This is a genomic window from uncultured Algoriphagus sp. (assembly GCF_963974365.1).
GTDB lineage: Bacteria > Bacteroidota > Bacteroidia > Cytophagales > Cyclobacteriaceae > Algoriphagus.
Genome location: NZ_CAXBBX010000004.1, coordinates 157,782 through 178,269, shown reverse-complemented (window position 1 = coordinate 178,269; position 20,488 = coordinate 157,782). Strand labels below are relative to the sequence as shown.

The window sequence follows — 20,488 nt, the reverse complement described above, 5'->3', positions numbered from 1 at the left end:
CCATATGAAAAACTCAAAGTGGATTTTCGGACTAATAATTTTTCTCTTTTGGTCATGCCGGGATAAGGATGAGATCGTACCAGATCCTCAATCCGACAAAGTGAGAGGTGCTATTTTCGAATCTATGCAGGAATGGTACTACTGGAATCAGGAACTTCCAGCCACTGTCAATTTCTCTGACTATAGCACAAATCAAGAACTCCTTGATGCTATTATTTTTAAGCCACTCGATCGATTCTCCTATCTCACTACCCAAGAAGCGTTCAATGATGCATTTGTAGGAAAAAATGCAGGCCATGGATTTGGATTTGCCTTCGACGCGACCGAGCGACTATACTTGACCTTTGTGTTTGCAGAATCTCCTGCAGGCAAAGATGGTTGGCAACGTGGATGGGAGATCATAGAAATAAATGGGAAAACAATCGCCCAGTACAAAACCTCTTCCGGTGGATATGATTTTCAGTTAGGTACTTCAGATCCTGGAATCACCAATTCCTTTACTTTCAAATTACCCGACGGCACCACAACCACCAGAAGCAATATGAAGGCTGAATACCAATCAAACTCTGTTTTGCATCAGGAGGTAATTGATGTTGCTGGCAAAAAAGTTGGCTATTGGGTCTATAATAGTTTCAAAGCCACTGCTGGCCAATCGCCAACAAAGAGCTTGGAAGTAGATGAATCTATGGCGTTTTTCGAAGCGTCTGGAATTGATGAATTGATTATTGACCTAAGATATAATGGCGGAGGTTCAGTGGCAGTAGCGGAGCAGATCAATAATTATTTGATTCAATCCACCAACACCAACAAGCTGATGTACACGAATAAGCTGAATTCCCTAAAAACAGACCTTCAGAAATCGGTGGATTTTAAGAAAATCGGAAATCTAAATCTGGACAAGTTGGTTTTCATAACCTCCAGGGGCACAGCTTCAGCATCTGAATTAATCATTAACTCGCTCGACCCATATTTCGATATTATTTTAGTTGGCGACAATACGTACGGCAAACCTGTGGGTTCATTCCCTCTTTCAAGCTATAACTCAACATTGAAAGACAACAATGTCGAGCTAGTTCCTATCACCTTTGCAACGGCAAATTCTGAAGGAAAAGCGGAATACTTTGATGGATTTCCAGCAGACTTCGCAGTCGGAGACACACCACAGTTCAACTGGGGAAACCAAAACGATCTTCGATTAGCAGCTGCACTTAGTGTGATTGAAAATGGAAATGTGGGTGGAAGACTTGTCAACACTTTTTACAGACCTAAATGGGAAATGATCGATCAGTTTAAGGGACTAAAACAAGAGTTTCCTGCCTACTAATCAGGCTTTACAATTAATATTGGCACATTTCGCTCTGCTGAAATTAATCTTTCGGCTACGCTACCTATAAGCAAGTCATCCTCATCTGCATTTCCTTTATTTCCTATGATGATCAAATTGGCTTCATATTTAGCGGAATATTCATGTATAGATCTGCTGATGTGATTCCCACTATCCTCTATGCAAATCAATTCCTCGACAAGACCAGTTTTCTTTTGAATTTTCTTGTAAGCACTCTCAGCTTTACCCCGTAAGGACTTCTGGTATTTCTCCTGATTCTTGAAATAAGGGAAATATTGAAATCCAGCCTTCAAAATATGAATAGGAAGCAATTTTGAAGAAAGTTTTCTGGATAGATTGAGGCCTCGCTTGATGACTTTCTCTGTATAATCTGAAAAATCAACTGCCAAAACAATACTATCAAACTCTGTCTTTGCCCCTTCCGGCACAAACAAACAATCAGAATCTGTCAGTCGAATCACCTTGCTACTAAATACTCCTGTCCCTTCTTCTCTGCTTTTTTTACCTAGTACCAGCAGGTTGAACTGCTGAGAATCGAGCCATTTTACCAGCGCATCCAGCTTTCCTCCCAATTCAATTTTTACATGAATACTTGATTTTTTTGTGCCAAAAACCTTGTCTACCAATTCCAACACCTCATCTTCCAGGACTTCTTCCAGTGGCTTGGGAAGCTGCTGAGTCAATGCTGCCAAATCCTCAGAGTCACTTTCCAACGCAACGAAATGAACCAAAGTCAGCGAATCAAAATCAAAGACATCGTCCAGCTTTTTGAAATACCTAAGCAAAAACTCATCTGTTTCACTCAAATCGAGGAAAATCCCAATATTCTTTAATGGCTTCATGGTTAGATATTTTGATTTATTTGAATATCCGCTGTTCTGCCGGATAGGAGGCTAAAGCAAGTTAGGATATGTAAAACTTATAAATTGAGGCAGCTCCGGTCTTCCGACCAGATAAACAGTGAATCTAAGGTGACTGTCATTATTTAGAGGATCACTGCATGTCGATTTCATGGCTTCTTATCTTTATCGATTTGCTTCATTATCACTTTAGTCAGCCGATTGGCATACGATTTCTGATCTACCTCCTCCGTCAATTGTTTATCACGGGCATATTCCTTTTTCACACCCTTCAGAAGTGAATAACACATAAATGTAAGAATCACCAAAAACGGCAAACCGGTAGAAATAGTCGCCGTCTGCAAAGCCGTAAGTCCTCCGCCTATCAGTAGTACTGCCGCCACGGCACCTTCAGTAGTTGCCCAAAACACACGCTGAGGCGTAGGAGTGTTCAGTTTACCACCAGAAGTAATGCTGTCTATCACTAGCGATCCCGAGTCGGCAGAAGTCACGAAAAAACTAGCTACCAGTAAAATGCCCAATACCGAACCAACCATTTTCAAAGGGAATTTCTCCAAAAAGACAAACAAGGCGGTGGACTCATCCGCCACGATTGCCTTGGCAAATTCATGATTACCTCCTACCAAGGCCTCCTGCATATCCATGAAAATAGCTGATCCTCCCAACGTAGTCATCCAGAAAAAAGTCAAAATACTCGGTGCCAATAGTACTCCAAAAATAAATTCCCGAATCGTTCTTCCCTTAGAAATCCGAGCGATAAACATCCCAACGAAAGGCGACCAGGAAATCCACCATGCCCAATAAAACACTGTCCAATCACCCTGCCAACCCTTATTTACAAAAGCTTCTGTCCAAGTAGATACTTCAATCAGTTCGTTCATGTACACGCCCATGTTCTGAATAAAGGATTTAAACACAAATAGCGTAGGCCCAAAAATCAAAACAAATAGCAAGAGCAAACCAGCTATTCGCACATTCCATTCGCTGAGTATTTTCACACCTTTGTCCACTCCAGACACTACTGAAACAGTCGCTATTGCTGTGATACCAGCAATTAGTGCTACTTGAATCCAGACGTTATTAGGCGTGCCAAAGACATGGGAAAGCCCTCCACTTACTTGCCGAACTCCTACACCAAGTGAAGTAGCCAATCCAAATATCGTGGCCAAGACAGAAAAGATATCGATCACATCACCCATCCAACCGTGAATCCTATCACCCAACAAGGGGTAAAAAACAGATCGGATAGTAAGTGGCATATTTCTATTGAAGGCAAAGAAGGCCAGTGACAAAGCAACGACTGCGTAGATAGCCCATGCATGTATTCCCCAATGTAGGAAGGTGAAATTCATCGCCTGCTGAGCTGATTCTACTGTAAATGGATCTGCAACTGGAGGTTTGGCATAATGAGAGACTGGCTCCGCTACTCCATAGAAAAGCAGGCCAATTCCCATTCCAGCACTGAAAAGCATGGCAAACCAAGCTGAAGTGGAAAAGTCAGGAGTCGCATCTTTGCCTCCCAATCTTACAGACCCATACTTACTAAAACCAAGGTATAGACAGAAAATAATAAAGACGTTTACCACCAAAATGAAAAGCCAGCCTGTCTTTTCTGTCACGAAATTTTTGAAGGAGTCGAATAAGACCAGCATTGGTTCTCCCACAATCATCGTAACAGTCATAAATAAAACCAGCAAGATAACCGCTGGAAAAAACACGGGGTTGTGGATGTCTACGTATTTATTTTTCATAAGCTAAAAATCAAACAAGTTGAATAATACTTCATCAATCAAAAAGGCGGAATCCACTCAGAGCAGACCCCACTTATAAGCTTGAAATAAAAGTTAAGGAATTCTGCTTGGACAAATAAAAAAGGGTTGAATTTTCTTCAACCCTTCAATAACTCTAATTGGATAATAAATGCAATTATTTCTTCCTATGCCGATCAATTAGCACGTCGATTACCTCATCTAATTCATACCCCTTCGCTTCCAGCAAAACTAAGTAGTGATAAAGCAAATCCGCCGCCTCTCCCATAAATAGCTCCTTATTGTCATCCTTAGCTTCGATAACGATCTCCACAGCTTCCTCTCCTACTTTTTGCGCTACTTTATTGATGCCTTTGGCAAAAAGTGAAGCGGTATATGAAGTATCAGTTGGATTGTTTTTGCGGTCTTTGATAATCGCTCTCAATTGATCTATAAATCCAGTTTTGGATGAATTCACCTCATCAAAACAAGTATCCGCTCCTGTATGACAGACCGGGCCTCTTGGGTTAGCTTTCACGAGAATGGAGTCACCATCACAATCCACTGCTATGGAAACCAACTCCATAAAATTACCGGAAGTTTCTCCTTTAGTCCAAAGACGGTTTTTGCTACGGCTAAAAAATGTTACCTGATTGGTTTCCTTGGTTTTTGCTAAAGCCTCTTCATTCATGTAGCCCTGCATTAGCACTTTGCCAGATATCGCATCTTGTACTATCGCCGGCACCAAGCCATCCATTTTTTTAAAATCTATATTCATATCGTTTAACCTTTGGGGTTTCCAAAACCCCGAAGGATTTGACTACTTGTAATTCTTTCCTTTTTATTTCGCAAACCTTCGAGGTCTTATAGACCTCAAAGGTTACCTCATTTCCTAATACTCACTTTTTCATCCACTAAATATCTCTTCAACTCAGGAATCCCAATTTCCTTGAAGTGAAAAATACTTGCTGCCAAAGCTGCATCTGCTTTGCCAAAGGTAAACACATCTTTGAAATGTCCCATTGTGCCGGCACCGCCTGAAGCAATCACAGGAATGGACAGCGCAGAGGAAATTTCCGCCAAAAGCTCATTGGAAAATCCTGACTTCGTCCCGTCATGATCCATGGAAGTCAGCAGAATCTCTCCAGCTCCACGATCACACACTTCCTGAGCCCACTCCTGAGTTTTCAGCAAAGTTGCCTTTCTTCCACCATGAGTATGCACAAAGTCGATTCCATCCACATTTCTAGTATCGATGGCAACGACTATGCATTGGGAACCAAATTCAGCTGCCATTTCATTGATGATTTGTGGGTTTTTCACTGCCGAAGAATTAATAGAAATCTTATCTGCTCCAGCATTAAGCAATACTTTTACATCTTCCACAGTAGAAATTCCACCGCCTACTGTAAAAGGAATATTGATTGCTTTGGCCACTTTTGTCACCAATTCCGCTAAGGTTTTACGCTTATCCACCGTAGCGGTAATGTCCAAAAACACTAATTCGTCAGCTCCTTCGTCAGAGTAAATCTTTGCCAACTCCACCGGATCACCCGCATCCCGAAGCTCTACAAAGTTCACTCCTTTAACCGTTCGGCCTTCCTTTATGTCTAGGCAAGGGATTATTCTCTTCGTTAACATTTTATAGTATTCAAAACTTCAATATTCATTATTCGGCATTATTCATTCGAACTTAAAATTTTTGATTTACGAAGTACGATTTACGAGATCAATTTTAGTGTTAAGCAATATCCCAATATTTAACCCTTCAGGATGGTCAAAATTGGAAATGTCGATTGGGGTTCAATTCAATCTCGTAAATCCAAAATCGTAATTCGTAAATACACTAGTAAATCATACAAACGCTGCCAATTCCTCCAACGTCACTCTTCCCTCATAATACGCCTTTCCAACTATCGTCCCATAGACACCGATTTTTTCCAGTTTTTCCAGATCTTTAACTGAAGAAACACCGCCACTTGCGATCAACTTTACGCCAGGAATTTCTTCCAAAATCTCTTTGTATAAATCCGTAGATGGACCTTGAAGCAAACCATCCTTTGCCACATCAGTACAGATCACATAGCTAATACCCTTTCCTACATAGTCTTTTATAAAAGGAATCAAATCTACCGAAGTAGTTTCTTCCCAACCTCCTACAGCGATTTTTCTATTTTTTGCATCAGCACCCAGAATGATTTTTTCAGAACCATAGTTTGTGATCCAGCCTCCAAAGAGCGCTGCATTCTTTACAGCAATGCTTCCTCCGGTCACCTGCTTGGCTCCTAGGCTAAATGCTTTTTCTATTTCTTCATCCGCTTGAATCCCTCCTCCAAAATCAACTTGTAGGCTTGTTCCTAAGCTGATTCTCTGCAAAACATCCGCATTCACAATCTTTTTAGCTTTGGCACCATCCAAATCCACCAGATGTAATCGCTGAATACCAGCGCCTTCAAAGCGCTTGGCCATCTCCAACGGATCGTCGTGGTATTCTTTTTTGCTACTGTAATCGCCCTGACTAAGTCGGACGCACTTGCCTCCGATGAGGTCGATTGCTGGAATTATTTGCATTTGAATTGAAAGATTGGAAAATTCTAAAATTGAAAGATTAAAATATTAGAAGGGCTTCGACTTCGCTCAGCCTGACTCATGCAATTGTCACACTGAGCGAAGTCGAAGTGTTTATTTTTAAATAGAAAGGAAATTGCTTAACAATTTCTCTCCTACTAAACCGCTTTTCTCAGGATGCGCTTGAATAGCATAATAATTATCCCGATGGAGCATTGCGGAAAAATCATGTATATAATGCGTCTGAGCTATCGTTAAATCGCTCAACTCAGCATAAAAGCTGTGCACATAATATACAAATGGCTCAGCAGGCAGGTCTTTCAAGAGTTGAATATCCGCAAGATTCTCCAATTCATTCCAGCCCACATGTGGCACTTTGAATTCCTGAGAATTCTCTGGTACAAAGCGCTTCACTTTCACTGGAAAAACTCCCAAACACTCGGTGTCATTTTCTTCAGAATGCTCGCAAAGCAATTGCAAGCCCAGACAAACACCTAAAAAAGGCTGTTTCAGGTCTTTGATTAAGGTGTCAAGTTTTCGCTCCTTCAAGTACCGCATTGCTGTACTGGCCTCGCCTTGACCAGGGAAGATCACTTTATCCGCGGCTCGGATTACTTCTGGATCATCCGTCAATTCAGCGTTTGCACCTAGCCTCTCCAAAGCATAGAGCACCGACTGCACATTGCCGGAATTATATTTAATGACTGCTATTTTCATTTTTAAGTATCAAGACGCTAGACACAAGATTCAAGACTAGTAGCCTCACATCTTATGTCTAGCGTCTAATGTCTATTTCCTTTTTTCTAAAAGCATCTCCTCAAGAACCTCTTCTATCTCCGGAAGCGACTCATACAGTTGCTCGTAATTCTCGATCACAAAGTATTTATCCTGAAAGCGATCTTTCCAGTATTCCTGATTCAAAATCCTCCTCACATCATATTCCAGATGGGCTGGTTCATTTGAAAGGCTGAATTTAGTCTCTCCTGCCGAACTTAGGATCCCCGCACCGTATATTTTTAACTCACCATCCTCACGAATCAACCCAAATTCTATGGTAAACCAATAAATCCTACTCAGTAATTGGATCGCCCATGGATTATCAATATGCTTCAAAGCAATCCCTGAAAGCTTCTCAAGGAAGTCCACATATGGTTGATTAGTCAGCAAGGGCATATGAGCAAAAGCATCGTGAAACATGTCTGGTTCTTCCAAATAATCAAGCTGCTCCATGGTGCGAAGCCAAGTTGAGGAAGGAAATCTCTTGTTATTCAGCAAGCCAAAGAACAGATCATCATCGATCAGTCCGGGAACCACCTGAACTTCCCATCCTGTACTTTTAGCCAAAACCTGGTTCAACTCCGCAAAATTTGCGATTCTATCAGCAGAAAACTTCACCATCTCCACCCCTTCCAGATAAGCGTTGGAAGCAGCCTTTGGTAGATTCGGCATCTGTCGCTCGAAGAGGATTTTCCAAACTTTAAAATCTTCTGGTGTGTACACATCGTATTCCTGCCTTAGTTTTTGAAGTCGGGGATCACTGAAGACCCAGTTTTTTTGTTTTGTGTTTGCGTTCATGGTATTTGGGTATATTCTGTTTCAATTATTATAAATTCTTTGCTCGAGCTATTTGGTCTAACTCAGAATTAATTATCTGACTTATTTCCTCCGCCTTATCAACTATCATAAAATGTTCTCCAGCTTGCACTAATGTTGAATTTTCTTTTGCTGTAGGTGGAATTAACTTATCACTTGCTCCTTCAATTTTTAATACGCTTTCAATTTTTTGTTCATTCTTCCAATTCAACAACTCATTAATAGCCCACTTGGTAAAACTCAAATTAGTATCATTCAATATCTCGCCAAGCAAAGTCTTGTTTTCCGCACCGAAAAGATAGGATGCCAGCCCTCTTGGAGGATCAAAGACCCAAATCGGAAGAAGCCTTACAAGACCAGTTGTACCTATAATTTTAAATATTGGTCTTAAATCTTTCTTTGTCTCGGCTGATGAAATAAGAATAGTTAGAGCCGGTTTCAACTTCTTACTTATTTCAACTGCTATGAGCCCGCCAAAACTTACTCCTAAAACACCAAACTCATCCGTTTCATCAATTTCAGCGGAAAGTCTCAAGGCATATGATTCAATAGGCTCATCCTTAAAAGGATCAATCCAGTCAATCGGTATAAATTCAGCGTGGAGAGATAAATATTTAAAAACCCTTTTATCAGCTCCCAATCCACTTATTCCATAAATCTTCACGTAGTTCTAATTTGAATTAGCAACGAATAAGTATCATAATTTTCATGAAATCCTTTAAAGCAAAAGGCCCATTCCGTGGGGAATAGGCCTCTATCTATTTTTTACCAAAAATTCATAGTCATCCTATTCCTTCATTGAAGATGGTAGTAAGAATGGTGTACGAAAGTTCTTGGTGTCGGATTCACTTGAATTTTTTAATTTGAAATACTTCTTTGCATTTCGTCCTGCTAAGATAGGCAATGTATCATCAAAAGCAATTTCCTTAAAATCTATCTATATTTTGCGAAGCTTCAAAAAAACAGAGCCCCCGAACGCTCGGAGGCTCCTGCAAGCAAAGAGTGAAGATTAAATTTATACCCAAAATTACCAATTCTGACGAATGATGAAAGTCATCCAAGTAATATTTACCATTTACTCCATTATACTATTCTTTACGCTACTTCTGATCTTGGGCCTTTTTATCGTAGTCCCAGTAAGCATAAGTCCAGCTGGAGGCAAAATCTCTTTTTTCTTTATCCGAATTTGGGGCCGGGTTTGGTCGTTTGGTTCAGGAATTCGCTTCAAATTCCACCACAGAGAACTTATTGATCGTGGTCAGCCCTACATCTATATTTTCAACCATACTTCCTTTCTAGATGCTGCCATCATTCCGCTTGCTATTCCCCAACAAGTAAGAGCACTTGGAAAAAAAGAATTATCCAAAATTCCATTTTTTGGCTGGGTGGTAGGCAAAGTCGCTATCTGGGTAGATAGGACTGATGCCGAATCAAGAAGGAAAAGTATAGATGAGTTGGTGGTTTTTCTAAATCAGGGGATCTCGGCTGTGGTAGCTCCTGAAGGAACAAGAAATGCCAGTGATGCATTACTACTACCTTTCAAATCAGGTGCTTTTCGACTATCGGTAGAAACAGGCATTCCTATTCTACCTATTGCAGTTATCGGAGCAAATAAGGTGATGAAAAAGGGATCGCTGTTGATACGACCAGGTAAAGTCAAGATTTACTTTTCTAAACCTATTCAGCCCAGTTCGGCCTCTGAAAATGCTGTAAATGAACTATCGGAAAAATGCCGCTCCAGACTAGAATCGATGCTTCTTACACATAAATAACCGGATCCTTCGGCTCTTCGTCAATGGCATCAATAGTCAACTCTTCAAAGAGAATATAAACGGCTAGATAAGTCATGGGGACTGTGACAAAAAGCCCTATTATCATACAAAGGAACCCAGCAATATTAAGCGCTAACAAAGCAAGTCCAAACAAGAAAAACTTCAACCAATTCGTGTGCACCAGTTTACGGCTGAGCTCCATGGAAGTCCAGAAATCGAATCCTCCAAAAATCACAAACAGCAGACAAAACATATAACCGACGAGCAAATAAACCCCAGGGAGCACAAAGCAAATTATCCCAAGCACAATGACGATCGCACTAAATAAATTTGTGGTGACCAGATTTAACCAGTACTTGAATCCATCGAAGTAGTTCTGAAAGTCTATGTATACCTTCTGGCTTTGGCGGTTAGCCACCAAGTAAAACCCCGAAAATAAAGCTGGAGCCAAAAAGATGGAATAAAGGGATGAGTAATCTAGCAGATAGAGGGTGAAACTCGCCTGAATAGCTCCTATCAACACCATAAATCCAATATGAAACAAAGCCCGGGATTTAAACATCTCCCAGGCCTTGCCTAGTATATCTCCTATATTAAAATCTACTCCCGATTCTATGATCCGCTGAATTTTAGCTTGGTTCATTTTTAAGTATATAATTATCCGCAAGTGTGCCAATCACCTGCACTTCTTTGAGTTAGCGAATGAAAGACTGGAGACCGAAGACCATACAGGGTTTTGCTTTAAAGTGGGGCTACTGCTGTCTTTTAACTTGATGAGCAATGAAATTAATTGTACTGCCAAGATCACTTACTTCGTGAAAGCCTCTAAAATATCATGCTTAGTGATGATGTGAATCTGATTTTGCACATCACGCACGAGCACTGCTTTTTCCTTTTCCACCATTGAAGAAAGTACATCCAACGTGCTGTCCAGCGCAACAAAATGCATGGAATCTTCCATTACATCAGCAACATTAGCATCCTTCAATGCTGGATTATCTATGATTCTAGCAAGTAATTTATTGTCCGTCAAGCTTCCTACTACTTCGTCATTTTCCATCACTGGAATCTGCGAAACACTGGTTTTATTCATCAGTCCAATCGCACTTTTTACTGTATCAGTTTTCAAGGTCGAAACCAATGAATAAGCTCCATTTCGTTGGGAAATAATATCTCGAGCCGTTGAAAACGTCTTGTCTTCCAAAAAGCCATGATTTCTCATCCATTCGTCATTGTAAACTTTACCAAGATATCGCGTGCCATGATCTGGAAGAATAATCACCATTTGATCGCCTTCCTTCAGGTTATCCTTTGCCCACTCTAAAGCTCCATGAACAGCCGATCCGCATGACCAACCTACAAATAAGCCTTCTTCTCTAGCCAATCTGCGAGTCATCACTGCAGAATCCTTATCCGTCACTTTGATGAAGTGATCAATCATATCAAAGTTCACATTCTTTGGAAGTATGTCTTCTCCAATTCCTTCTGTGAGGTATGGATAAACTTCTTTCTCGTCAAAAATTCCAGTCTCTTTATATTTTTTGAAAACCGAACCGTACGTATCAATTCCCACGGTCACCACATTTGGATTTTGCTCTTTCAGATACTTAGCTGTTCCACACATAGAACCGCCAGTTCCTACTCCTGCAGCATAATGAGTGATTTTACCATCCGTATCATTCCAGATTTCAGGACCGGTCGTCTCATAGTGAGCAGCGGTGTTGGATAAGTTATCGTATTGATTTGGGTAAAAGGAATTCGGGATATCCTGATTCAATTTCCTCGCAATGGAGTAATAGGAACGAGGATCTTCCGGAGAAACATTCGTAGGACAAACGATCACTTCAGCTCCCACGGCTTTAAGAATATCTATCTTCTCCTTAGACTGCTTATCTGCCATAGTGAAGATACACTTGTAGCCTTTAGCTACTGCAGCTAAAGCCAAACCCATTCCCGTATTTCCAGAAGTCCCTTCTATGATCGTCCCTCCTGGCTTCAGCAAACCTGCTTTTTCTGCATCTTCCACCATTTTGATTGCCATACGATCTTTCATGGAATTTCCTGGATTGAAGTACTCTACTTTCACCAGCACCTCGCCTTTGATGTGCTTCGCAAGCTTATTCAGACGGATCATCGGGGTATTTCCGATGGTTTCTATTATTGAGTTGTAGATCATAGTCGGTCACATTTGGTCATATTTGGTAATCAAAAATAAAGGAAATTTCCGGGGGAAGCGATTATAGGAAAGTTAAAACAAAATAAAGTTCGGTATTTGGTCTAGAGATTATGCTAACCGAGATTGCCTTTCAGTTGAAAAAATGACTCATAATTTATCTCTGAATTTTTTTCAAAATCTTTAAACTAATTTATTTGATTAGTTAGTTTTTTTTTTAGAATTGACAACTAAACTAATTTTAACTAAAACATCACAATCATGAAAAAACAAAGTTTATTTAATCGTATGGTGTATATCACAGCTGTAAGCCTGCTTACTTTAGGGCTATTTTTCAACGTAGGAATTGATTTAGAAAAAGGAAATTCTGGAATTCCAACTTTTAAGTCAATCTCTTTTGGGAATAGTGCTTTTGCGCAAGAGGAAGAAGATGCGCCGGAAGATGATACAGTTAGAACTGCATATGACTGTAAATATACAGGATACCACAGAGATCATTGTTCTTATGGAACTTATTTGATTTCGAATTGCAGAAAAAAAGTAACGATAATGGAAGCTTCTGACTGCGGATACAATCCATCATATAAATTAAATAAATAAACATCAAATCAATTGGAATCCATTACAAAATGGATTCCACCTATAAAGCCAGTAAAATGAAATATTTAGGAATAATTTTTATACTATTATTTGTTGGTTGTACTAACTCCGAAGAGAGCATCTTAAGCTTAAAGGAGGACATAACATTTATTAAGAAATTTCCAGAAGAAATGTCCTTAGATTTTAAGAAGTTAATAGATTACCCTAATGGAACTATATTAAAGCTATCCGAAAGTGACACTGGCTTCTATATGCTTGACATTAAAGCAAAAAACAATCATATTATTCATTTTTATTCAAAGAAAGAAAATGACTTCAAAAAAGAACTAATTAGAAAAGGAAATGGCCCATTTGAATCATTCGCCCCATATAGTATTGATTTCAGAATGAAGAAAATTTTACTTTCCGATTTTGAAATGAGAAAAATCATTGAAATTGATTTAGAGAATTTTGAAGCTAATAGTTCAGAGATCAAATTAGAAAATTACTACAACGAGGTTAAGTTTTATAACGATAGCACATACATCGCTACAAGCAGCTCCTCTTCAAAAGAAAAGTTCTATTTTATAAATAAAAAAAATGGCAGAATCGAATATACCAAGGGTGAGTTTCAAAATATACCTCGAGGTATAGACATTAGCCAAATTCCGGATCTTTTTCAATCTATACTAGGAGTCAATTTAAAGAGAAATAAAGCATTAAATGCTTATCGATGGATGGACATTATAGAAATTTTTGATCTAAACACAAATAAAAGCAAGTTCATAAAAAGCCCAAAGAACATCGAGAACAAATTAATCACTGGTATAAATGGCGAACTTGCGCTAGAAAGGGGAGGAGCAGCTAGAGAGTGTTTTGTAGATGTTACATATTCTGATAATTATATTTACGCTTTGTTTTCCGGAAACGAAGATAAAACTCAAGGAGCATACCTATCTGATATAATCTACATGTTTGATTGGAATGGAATCCCTATCAAGCAGATAAACATAGATCGTAAGATAATGTCTATCTCAGTTAACACTGATGACAAGAGAATTTATTCTTTCGATATCGATACTGGAGAAGTAATTTATATTACTTTATGAAAAATAGATTGAAAATCATCACTAATATTATATTAATATTTTCTTTATCTTTTTGTACTACCAAGACGAAAATTGAAAATACTCAAGCAGAGCGTAAGGACACCCAAAATAAACTACTAACTCTCCCAAACTGTTTAACCTTGTATAACCTAGATACAAACCAAAGCTCGCACGAAGGTAAAACTATTGAAATTGATCAATCTGCAATAATCGTATTTATAAATGTCTCCTGTGTGACATGCATTGGCGATCTAGATTTTTGGTTGGAAAATTCAAGGAAACTTCAAGAGAAAAATATTCCTTTGGTGTATATTTTACGCGCAAGTGACGATTTTTATTTTTTCAAATTCCTCGTAGAAAATGAAAATAAAGAATTAGCTCCAGGTTCTTATTTCTTTGACATCAATGACGAGTTTAGAAAGCTGAATGAAGAGCTGTTACTAAATGAAACGAACACCTTCTTGATTAATCAAAACTTGGAAATAATTACTTCGGGCAATCCAGCTAAAAACAAATCCGTCGCTCATAAACTTTTTATAGAGTAATTCAAGAGCCTTTTTTAAAAAAAACAAAATACTAGGATATCAAACCTCCTTAAACTCCAATCGCTTTAGCACATCCAACGTCACATGCATCAAAATAGCGGCTACGAAAAACATTCCGAATGTGCCGCCAAACAGTGCCCAGACAAATTGCTTTGATACAATGAATGCCACGACGCTAAATGCCAAAGCAGGAACTAAACCAAAAAAGACAATTCCCCCAATCATAAACGGCTTGATCAATTTCCTGTCCCAGCCTTCATCCAACGCGATTTGAGGAATGATATTTATCCCAAAACCCACTAAGTATATCTCTATCGTTGCCATTAAGAATAGCGGAATAATGAACCAGTTTAATCCAGCTATAAATACTGCTGGAATAATCAGTGCTAAACAAAACAAAGTGATTTGGAGAATATCCAGCTTGATCATATTCCAAAACTTAGCTGCCCAGGTTGCCGGAATCAGGATGAAAAATGGCTTTTTCAGATCTCCCACATTTGCTCTGCCTATTCCAGCAAAGAAGTATAAAAACAGCATAATCAAGAGATATCCATAGACAAAGTAATGGGAAAACCACTCAAAAAGTGAAAGGACAGCCAGCACTATCCCTATTCCAACCATAATTAGAGAATATAGCCCAAATAGTGGGTGAAAATCCTGTCTTGAACTGTGCACGTAATTTCTCCAATAGAAGGCCTTGGCTCCAGTACCGAAGTCGGGAAGTGCCAATTTCTTTTTGGTATTTAGACTGTAAGAACTCTCCCCAACCTGTTTTTTCCCTTTTACTTTCTCAAGCTTTTCTTCATTCGACTTGGTAGCCTCGAGGACATCTTCATAATAATAACCGGAGAATCTTATCACCAATTTCAAAATCACAAAATAGGATATACCGTAAAGCAAAATGAAGCCAATAGACAGGATGGCGTTTCCATGTGATAAGTAGCTACCAATCCCTCTACTCCACCCTACAATCGGAAAGAAATCAAACCAAGGGGAACTGATCCAGGCAAACATTCCCTGCCAGAATTTTTCTGCCATCAAGCCTGGAATAATGATCATTCCTGAAAGCAACACTGCCAATACAATCACCCCTATTCGGATGTATTCCATCACATTATACTTGGTATTAAGGGTATAAACCAGGAATTTGATCGGAGAAACAATAAAAAAGAACAGGGCAAAGGCAAGAATTAGGAATATGAAATTCGCAACAGTCATCTCAAACGTGTCTATAGCTTGACTGGCTCCGTATATCACAAATATGATTGCACCTCCTAAAGAAGGCAATATTGATCTTGCCATGTAGTAAATCAGGATATTCTCAGGCTTTACAGGGGCCGTAAAAAGCATGTTGACATCCGCCATTTTGAAAAAACTGACGTTATTTTTGGTAGCGGCGTAGAGCTGATAAATCAAAAAAGCCAACGCTAGAATTGTCACCGCCCCAATCATATTTTGCATCGCGAAATTCACCTCTGGTAGACCATTCAGATCTAACTCAGGCATTTCAGGAGCGGTAGAATCATCACCCCTATTCTTGAGACGCAGGTAATACATAAAGAATATATAGCCGGCAATTCCCGCATAAGGTAATAGCCGAAGTGGGTTCCTCAGTATGAGTTTGATGTTATTGATCAGGATGAAAATATCCTTCCTGAAGAGCAGTCGGATTTCATTCATCTTTGGTCATTTCTAGGAATAGGTCTTCCAATGTGGTTCCTTCCTCCTGTACAAACTGCTGCTTCAAATTTGAAATGCTGTCATTACCCACGATGTTGCCATTCTTCAGGATCATCACCCGATCAGCAATAGACTCCACACTGTCGATCAAGTGCGTACTCACTAGAATCGTCTTTCCAGCTTCCTTCAATTGTTTGAAGATTTTCTTGGTGTTTTTGATAGCCTTTGGATCCAAGCCGATCATGGGCTCATCAAAGAAAAGCACTTGAGGGTCTGGAAGGAGCGCACAGCAAATGGAAACTTTTTGGCGCATGCCTTTGGATAAGTCACGACCGAGTTTGTCTTTTTTATCTGCCAGTTCAAACAGCTCCAAGTATTCATCAGCTTTTTCCTTCCACTCTTTCACGCCGTATGCTTGCGCTACAAACTGCATGTGTTCTTGGACGGTGAGCAAATCATAGACATAAGGTGTCTCGGGAATGTAGCTGAAAAGTCGCTTTGCCTCCACACTCAAATGATCATGACCACCCAAAGTGATTTCTCCGGAAGTTTTGCGAAGCAAGCCCACGATACATTTCATAGTTGTACTTTTCCCGGCTCCGTTAGGACCTAAAAGCCCAACCACCTCTCCACCTTGTAGTTCAAAGGAAATATCATTGACAGCATTTTGCTTGCCGTAGGTCTTCACCAGATTGGTAACGCTTAGCATAAAAGTGATTTTGAGATTTATCGTGAAGCAATTTGAAATCTCAAATTTGAAATTTCAAATTAATCAGCCTTTTGTTCCTGCCAGTAAATATAGCACAGCCATTCGGACTGCAACTCCATTCTGAACTTGCTCTAAAATAATCGAATGCTCCGAATCAGCTACATCTGAGCTTAATTCCACTCCTCGATTGATTGGACCAGGATGCATGATTACGATTTCCTTATCCAATTGACTCAAAAGCTTCTTGTTGATTCCGTAATAAAGTGAATATTCTCTCAAGCTTGGAAAATATTTAATCTGCTGCCTCTCTAGTTGAATTCTAAGTACGTTAGCAACGTCACACCACTGAAGGGCTTTCTTCACATCAAGCTCCACTTTCACTCCAAGGCTAGCGATATACTTTGGAAGCAAGGTGATCGGTCCGCAAACCATCACTTCAGCACCAAGCTTTTGCAGACAAAAAATATTGGAAAGAGCAACGCGAGAATGTAGAATATCGCCAATAATGGCAACCTTTTTCCCAGCTACATCTCCTAATTTTTCTTTGATAGAAAAGGAATCCAATAAGGCTTGAGTGGGATGCTCATGAGTCCCATCTCCAGCGTTGATGATATTTGCATTTACATTCCGAGAAAGAAAGTGTGGGGCACCAGGACTTGAATGCCTCATGACCACCATGTCCACTTTCATGGAAAGGATATTATTGACGGTGTCTACCAGTGTTTCTCCTTTTTTCACCGAACTATTTGAAGAAGAAAAATTCACCACATCTGCAGAAAGTCTTTTTTCAGCAAGCTCAAAAGAAAGCCTAGTTCGGGTAGAATTCTCAAAAAACACATTCGCAATGGTGATATCCCGCAGAGAAGGCACTTTTTTGATCGGTCGATTGATAACCTCTTTGAAGTTTGCTGCCGTGTCAAGAATAAGCTGGAGATCATCCTCAGTGAGGTTTTTGATTCCAAGTAGGTGTTTAGTACTGAGTTGCGACATGGTTAAGGGTTAACTTTCTCTGTGATCCAAATTGCGTCTTTTTCACTACCTTTTTCAGCCCATTCCACGAGGACATACTGGCTTTCCAAAGTATGCACTCGGGTGCCATAGTAATCTGGCATAATAGGATAATCCCGGGTTAGTTTGCGGTCTACTAGCACCATGAGTTCAACTTTCTGAGGTCTCCCGAAGGCTATCATCGCATCCATAGCAGCACGAACTGACCTGCCTTTGTACAGGACATCATCGACAAGGATTACTTTTTTACCTTCTACAAGAAAGTTGATTTTGGTTTCGTTTGCTTTGAGCGGAAAATCTCTTCTACGGAAATCATCTCTGTGAAAAGTAGCATCAAGATATCCTGAAGGAACTTTCACACCGGAGATTTCTTCCAGGAGTTTTACGATTTTGTCCAACAATATTGGTCCTCTTGGCTGTAAACCCAAAAGTACGGTATTGTCAAAATCGTCGTGATTTTCGATCAGTTGATGACAGAAACGTCTGAGGATGATATCAATCTGTCCTTCGTCTAAGACAAGCCTTTTTTGCATGGGGTAGATTTGCGGGTAAATATAAAAAGAAAATCTAGTCTGGGAGTTGTTCTGGTTGATACAAATCCCCATCCACCACTATTTTGGTTATAAAGTAGACTTCCCTGATCTGGTCATCGCCATCTCCATTTAGGAACCGAATGCGCTGAGTACCCGAAAGCAAATAATACCTGTCGTACCAATGAATCAATCTCAAGCTTGCCAGATTAGTATCTCGAATACGCTCCTCCTCATTGACCAAGCCCAATTCGAATTCTTGGTTTTCAAAGATTTTTTCACCGTTTTTGAAAAAACTCAACTTAATAATCTCGTCCTCCACATACATATGATAAAAATCATCCCCAACTACTGCAATTTCTCCAAATGCTTCGGGATAGGTAGTGATTAATTCATCGTACGAAGTAGCGTTGTCCCAAATCACGTTTCCTACTTTGGCTACTTTGACAAAATGAGCGGATACATACCTATATTCAGGAATAGTTTGATAGCTGGAGGACATAGGAAATCGATTCGCCAGGTATGGGTCATTCACTACTGTAGTGCCCATCCTGCTCCATCTGTCATACCTATAGGCACCAGAACCAGTGGTGTTTTGATAGCCTGAGCGGCTATTGGTTACCGTATACTGGTCAAAATAGACATAATAGGAATTTTCTGTTTGTCGAACGTCACGTATCGCATACATACTATTTATCCCTGGAGTTCGGTTTTTCTCTAGCTCTTTTTGAATATCCGCATCTCGCTTTTCCTTCGTTTTATCGTTGAGGTAATTATAGAAGTTAGGAAAATCCTCCAGTGTATAGAGTTTGAAATCAAATTCGCCGAATTCATTGATATCCATGATGTACATGCCTTGGTAGAAGTTTCTACGATCCTTCCCAAAAGCACCGATCATTGCTTCCTGATATTTCCCCGTCGATAGTAAAACCCCATCCATGATCTCCTGGCCAGGCTCTCCAAACTGGTCTACTCGCAAATCCTGAATCACATTTCCTATCATATCATAGGTATTGATATGCAAGTCACGATTTCTGTAAGCCCCCTTCCTGCTGAAAACTACCTCTAGTGATTGCGTATCGGGCATTTTTCGGATTTGCAGGATTTGAGTATCGTTCCCGTAGATTCCTTGCAGCGTATGGACACTTTTGGTCAGCAGGTCATGAATCTGTAACACTGGCCTGCTATCAGATGTCCCCATAAAAATGGCCTTTCGATCCTGAACCAAAAACTCCACCAGCTCCATGTCAAGCACATTGTCCACGTTATACTCTAATCCTCTTTTTGATTCCAAGTCCACCTGAAGAATATACTTATCAGAATTCATTGCAAAACCTTTGGTAAATAGGATAAACAAATAGTTTTTGTCTGTATCAAATCCCAGCATATCAAACCCTTCTTTAATCGGGAACTCTATCAGCCCTTGAACTGAATGCAGGGAGGAGTCTGAAATAAAATACTGGAATTTCCTTCGCAAATTCAGCCCTTTCTCGGGGATTGTCCGGAAAGACACCAGGCCAGATTCTGAATTTATCATTTCAAAAAGAGGATCATCCATCTCAGAGTCTACTTCAAAACGCTCAATAAACTTGAGCTGAGCAAAGACTTGCTGCCCGAGCAAAAAAAGGAAAAGGAGTAATGCTTGCTTTTTCATGTAGTTATATTTTCTTTTTTATGGCCGCTAAGCCTTTCCTTATCCAACAAATCTTCAAGCAGTTAGCCCGTGGAAACTCTATTCATCTTACTAGTGGACCTGCTACTTTATACCTGCCTTCATCAGGAAGTCTCCATTTTATGAGCCCATTTTAAGAAGTAAATCAAATTCTTCTTTACCCACCGGCAGCACAGATAGCCTAGACTGCTTTAACATGGGTAAATCAGACAACCTGTCCTCTGCTTTAATAGACTGAAGGGGAATTACATTTTTTAACGGATTTTTCACTTTAAGTTTTATGGCAGTCCACGCTTCATCAGTAGGATCTGAAAATTGCTCCTGACTTACTTCCGCTATTCCAACGATGGCTTTTTCCTTCCCGCTATGATAAAAAAACACTAAGTCTCCTAGCTGCATTTCGCGAAGAAAGTTACGGGCTTGATAATTCCTCACTCCATCCCATACTTCTTCATTTTTCGCAACAAAATCATCCCAGGAATAAGATTCTGGCTCAGACTTGACCATCCAGTATTTCATAGTATTACTCTTTCAGGGTTTAATAGATCTTTGATTCATTTAAGATAACTACATTCCCCAGATTCAAAAGCTAAAGGA

Annotated in this window: 21 protein-coding genes; 5 read left to right on the top strand and 16 right to left on the bottom strand. The window is 39.8% G+C overall.

What is annotated here, in order from left to right; all coding sequences use genetic code 11:
* Positions 1-4 precede the first annotated feature (4 nt).
* On the top strand, positions 5-1,324 hold the full coding sequence (locus AACZ87_RS07065) for a S41 family peptidase (RefSeq protein ID WP_339865990.1): 1,320 nt from the start codon (positions 5-7) through the stop codon (positions 1,322-1,324).
* On the opposite strand, the gene AACZ87_RS07060 is transcribed toward AACZ87_RS07065, so the two are convergent.
* The 8 genes from AACZ87_RS07060 to AACZ87_RS07025 form a co-directional block, all read right to left on the bottom strand.
* A complete protein-coding gene (locus tag AACZ87_RS07060; RefSeq protein WP_339865989.1) occupies positions 1,321-2,187 on the bottom strand; it encodes a universal stress protein in 867 nt (288 codons plus the stop codon). The genes AACZ87_RS07065 and AACZ87_RS07060 overlap by 4 nt on opposite strands.
* 167 nt (positions 2,188-2,354) lie before the next feature.
* Positions 2,355-3,956, bottom strand: coding sequence for a BCCT family transporter (locus AACZ87_RS07055; RefSeq protein WP_339865988.1), 1,602 nt, complete (start codon positions 3,954-3,956; stop codon positions 2,355-2,357).
* 175 nt (positions 3,957-4,131) lie between these two features.
* Positions 4,132-4,731, bottom strand: a complete 600-nt coding sequence (hisIE, locus tag AACZ87_RS07050) for a bifunctional phosphoribosyl-AMP cyclohydrolase/phosphoribosyl-ATP diphosphatase HisIE (RefSeq protein WP_339865987.1) — start codon at positions 4,729-4,731, stop codon at positions 4,132-4,134.
* 107 nt (positions 4,732-4,838) lie between these two features.
* A complete protein-coding gene (gene hisF, locus AACZ87_RS07045; RefSeq protein ID WP_339865986.1) occupies positions 4,839-5,594 on the bottom strand; it encodes an imidazole glycerol phosphate synthase subunit HisF in 756 nt (251 codons plus the stop codon).
* 213 nt (positions 5,595-5,807) lie between these two features.
* A complete protein-coding gene (hisA, locus tag AACZ87_RS07040; RefSeq protein ID WP_339865985.1) occupies positions 5,808-6,524 on the bottom strand; it encodes a 1-(5-phosphoribosyl)-5-[(5-phosphoribosylamino)methylideneamino]imidazole-4-carboxamide isomerase in 717 nt (238 codons plus the stop codon).
* Between the two features lie 117 nt (positions 6,525-6,641).
* Positions 6,642-7,238 (bottom strand): imidazole glycerol phosphate synthase subunit HisH, encoded by a 597-nt coding sequence (gene hisH, locus AACZ87_RS07035; protein ID WP_339865984.1) that lies wholly within the window; start codon positions 7,236-7,238, stop codon positions 6,642-6,644.
* A 72-nt stretch (positions 7,239-7,310) separates the two neighbouring features.
* Positions 7,311-8,096, bottom strand: a complete 786-nt coding sequence (locus tag AACZ87_RS07030) for a phenylalanine 4-monooxygenase (protein ID WP_339865983.1) — start codon at positions 8,094-8,096, stop codon at positions 7,311-7,313.
* Positions 8,097-8,124: 28 nt separating this feature from the next.
* Positions 8,125-8,778: an alpha/beta hydrolase gene (locus AACZ87_RS07025; protein WP_339865982.1), complete on the bottom strand. Its 654-nt coding sequence runs from the start codon at positions 8,776-8,778 to the stop codon at positions 8,125-8,127.
* 379 nt (positions 8,779-9,157) lie between these two features.
* Here AACZ87_RS07025 and AACZ87_RS07020 point away from each other — a divergent pair, with 379 nt between their 5' ends.
* Positions 9,158-9,886, top strand: a complete 729-nt coding sequence (locus AACZ87_RS07020; protein ID WP_339865981.1) for a lysophospholipid acyltransferase family protein — start codon at positions 9,158-9,160, stop codon at positions 9,884-9,886.
* Here AACZ87_RS07020 and AACZ87_RS07015 read toward each other — a convergent pair.
* Together AACZ87_RS07015 and AACZ87_RS07010 are read right to left on the bottom strand one after the other, a co-directional pair.
* Complete coding sequence (locus AACZ87_RS07015) at positions 9,873-10,529, bottom strand: hypothetical protein (RefSeq protein ID WP_339865980.1); 657 nt, start codon at positions 10,527-10,529, stop codon at positions 9,873-9,875. The genes AACZ87_RS07020 and AACZ87_RS07015 overlap by 14 nt on opposite strands.
* 165 nt (positions 10,530-10,694) lie before the next feature.
* A complete protein-coding gene (locus tag AACZ87_RS07010; protein WP_339865979.1) occupies positions 10,695-12,062 on the bottom strand; it encodes a pyridoxal-phosphate dependent enzyme in 1,368 nt (455 codons plus the stop codon).
* Between the two features lie 258 nt (positions 12,063-12,320).
* Between AACZ87_RS07010 and AACZ87_RS07005 the strand changes: the two genes are divergently transcribed.
* Genes AACZ87_RS07005 through AACZ87_RS06995 form a run of 3 tightly spaced genes read left to right on the top strand, consistent with a single transcriptional unit; the run spans position 12,321 to position 14,292 of the window.
* Positions 12,321-12,659, top strand: a complete 339-nt coding sequence (locus tag AACZ87_RS07005; protein ID WP_339865978.1) for a hypothetical protein — start codon at positions 12,321-12,323, stop codon at positions 12,657-12,659.
* A gap of 56 nt (positions 12,660-12,715) precedes the next feature.
* Entirely contained in the window at positions 12,716-13,747 is a 1,032-nt protein-coding gene (locus AACZ87_RS07000) for a BF3164 family lipoprotein (protein WP_339865977.1), read from the top strand.
* A complete protein-coding gene (locus AACZ87_RS06995; RefSeq protein ID WP_339865976.1) occupies positions 13,744-14,292 on the top strand; it encodes a hypothetical protein in 549 nt (182 codons plus the stop codon). The genes AACZ87_RS07000 and AACZ87_RS06995 overlap by 4 nt, the downstream gene beginning before the upstream one ends.
* Positions 14,293-14,331: 39 nt before the next feature.
* Here the strand turns inward: AACZ87_RS06995 and AACZ87_RS06990 are convergent, their stop codons facing one another.
* The 6 genes from AACZ87_RS06990 to AACZ87_RS06965 all read right to left on the bottom strand — a co-directional run bounded on the left by AACZ87_RS06990 (position 14,332) and on the right by AACZ87_RS06965 (position 20,410).
* Entirely contained in the window at positions 14,332-15,972 is a 1,641-nt protein-coding gene (locus AACZ87_RS06990; protein WP_339865975.1) for a putative ABC exporter domain-containing protein, read from the bottom strand.
* Positions 15,965-16,681, bottom strand: coding sequence for an ABC transporter ATP-binding protein (locus AACZ87_RS06985; protein ID WP_339865974.1), 717 nt, complete (start codon positions 16,679-16,681; stop codon positions 15,965-15,967). The genes AACZ87_RS06990 and AACZ87_RS06985 overlap by 8 nt, the downstream gene beginning before the upstream one ends.
* Positions 16,682-16,744: 63 nt before the next feature.
* Positions 16,745-17,671 (bottom strand): aspartate carbamoyltransferase catalytic subunit, encoded by a 927-nt coding sequence (locus AACZ87_RS06980; protein ID WP_323835143.1) that lies wholly within the window; start codon positions 17,669-17,671, stop codon positions 16,745-16,747.
* 2 nt (positions 17,672-17,673) lie between these two features.
* Positions 17,674-18,222, bottom strand: coding sequence for a bifunctional pyr operon transcriptional regulator/uracil phosphoribosyltransferase PyrR (gene pyrR / locus AACZ87_RS06975; protein ID WP_339865973.1), 549 nt, complete (start codon positions 18,220-18,222; stop codon positions 17,674-17,676).
* A gap of 34 nt (positions 18,223-18,256) precedes the next feature.
* Positions 18,257-19,873 carry a transcriptional regulator gene (locus AACZ87_RS06970; protein ID WP_339865972.1) on the bottom strand — a complete coding sequence of 539 codons (1,617 nt, stop codon included), beginning with the start codon at positions 19,871-19,873 and terminating at the stop codon, positions 18,257-18,259.
* A gap of 138 nt (positions 19,874-20,011) precedes the next feature.
* The gene (locus AACZ87_RS06965; protein WP_339865971.1) at positions 20,012-20,410 is read right to left on the bottom strand and encodes an EVE domain-containing protein; all 399 of its coding nucleotides are present in this window, start codon (positions 20,408-20,410) and stop codon (positions 20,012-20,014) included.
* Positions 20,411-20,488 lie beyond the last annotated feature (78 nt).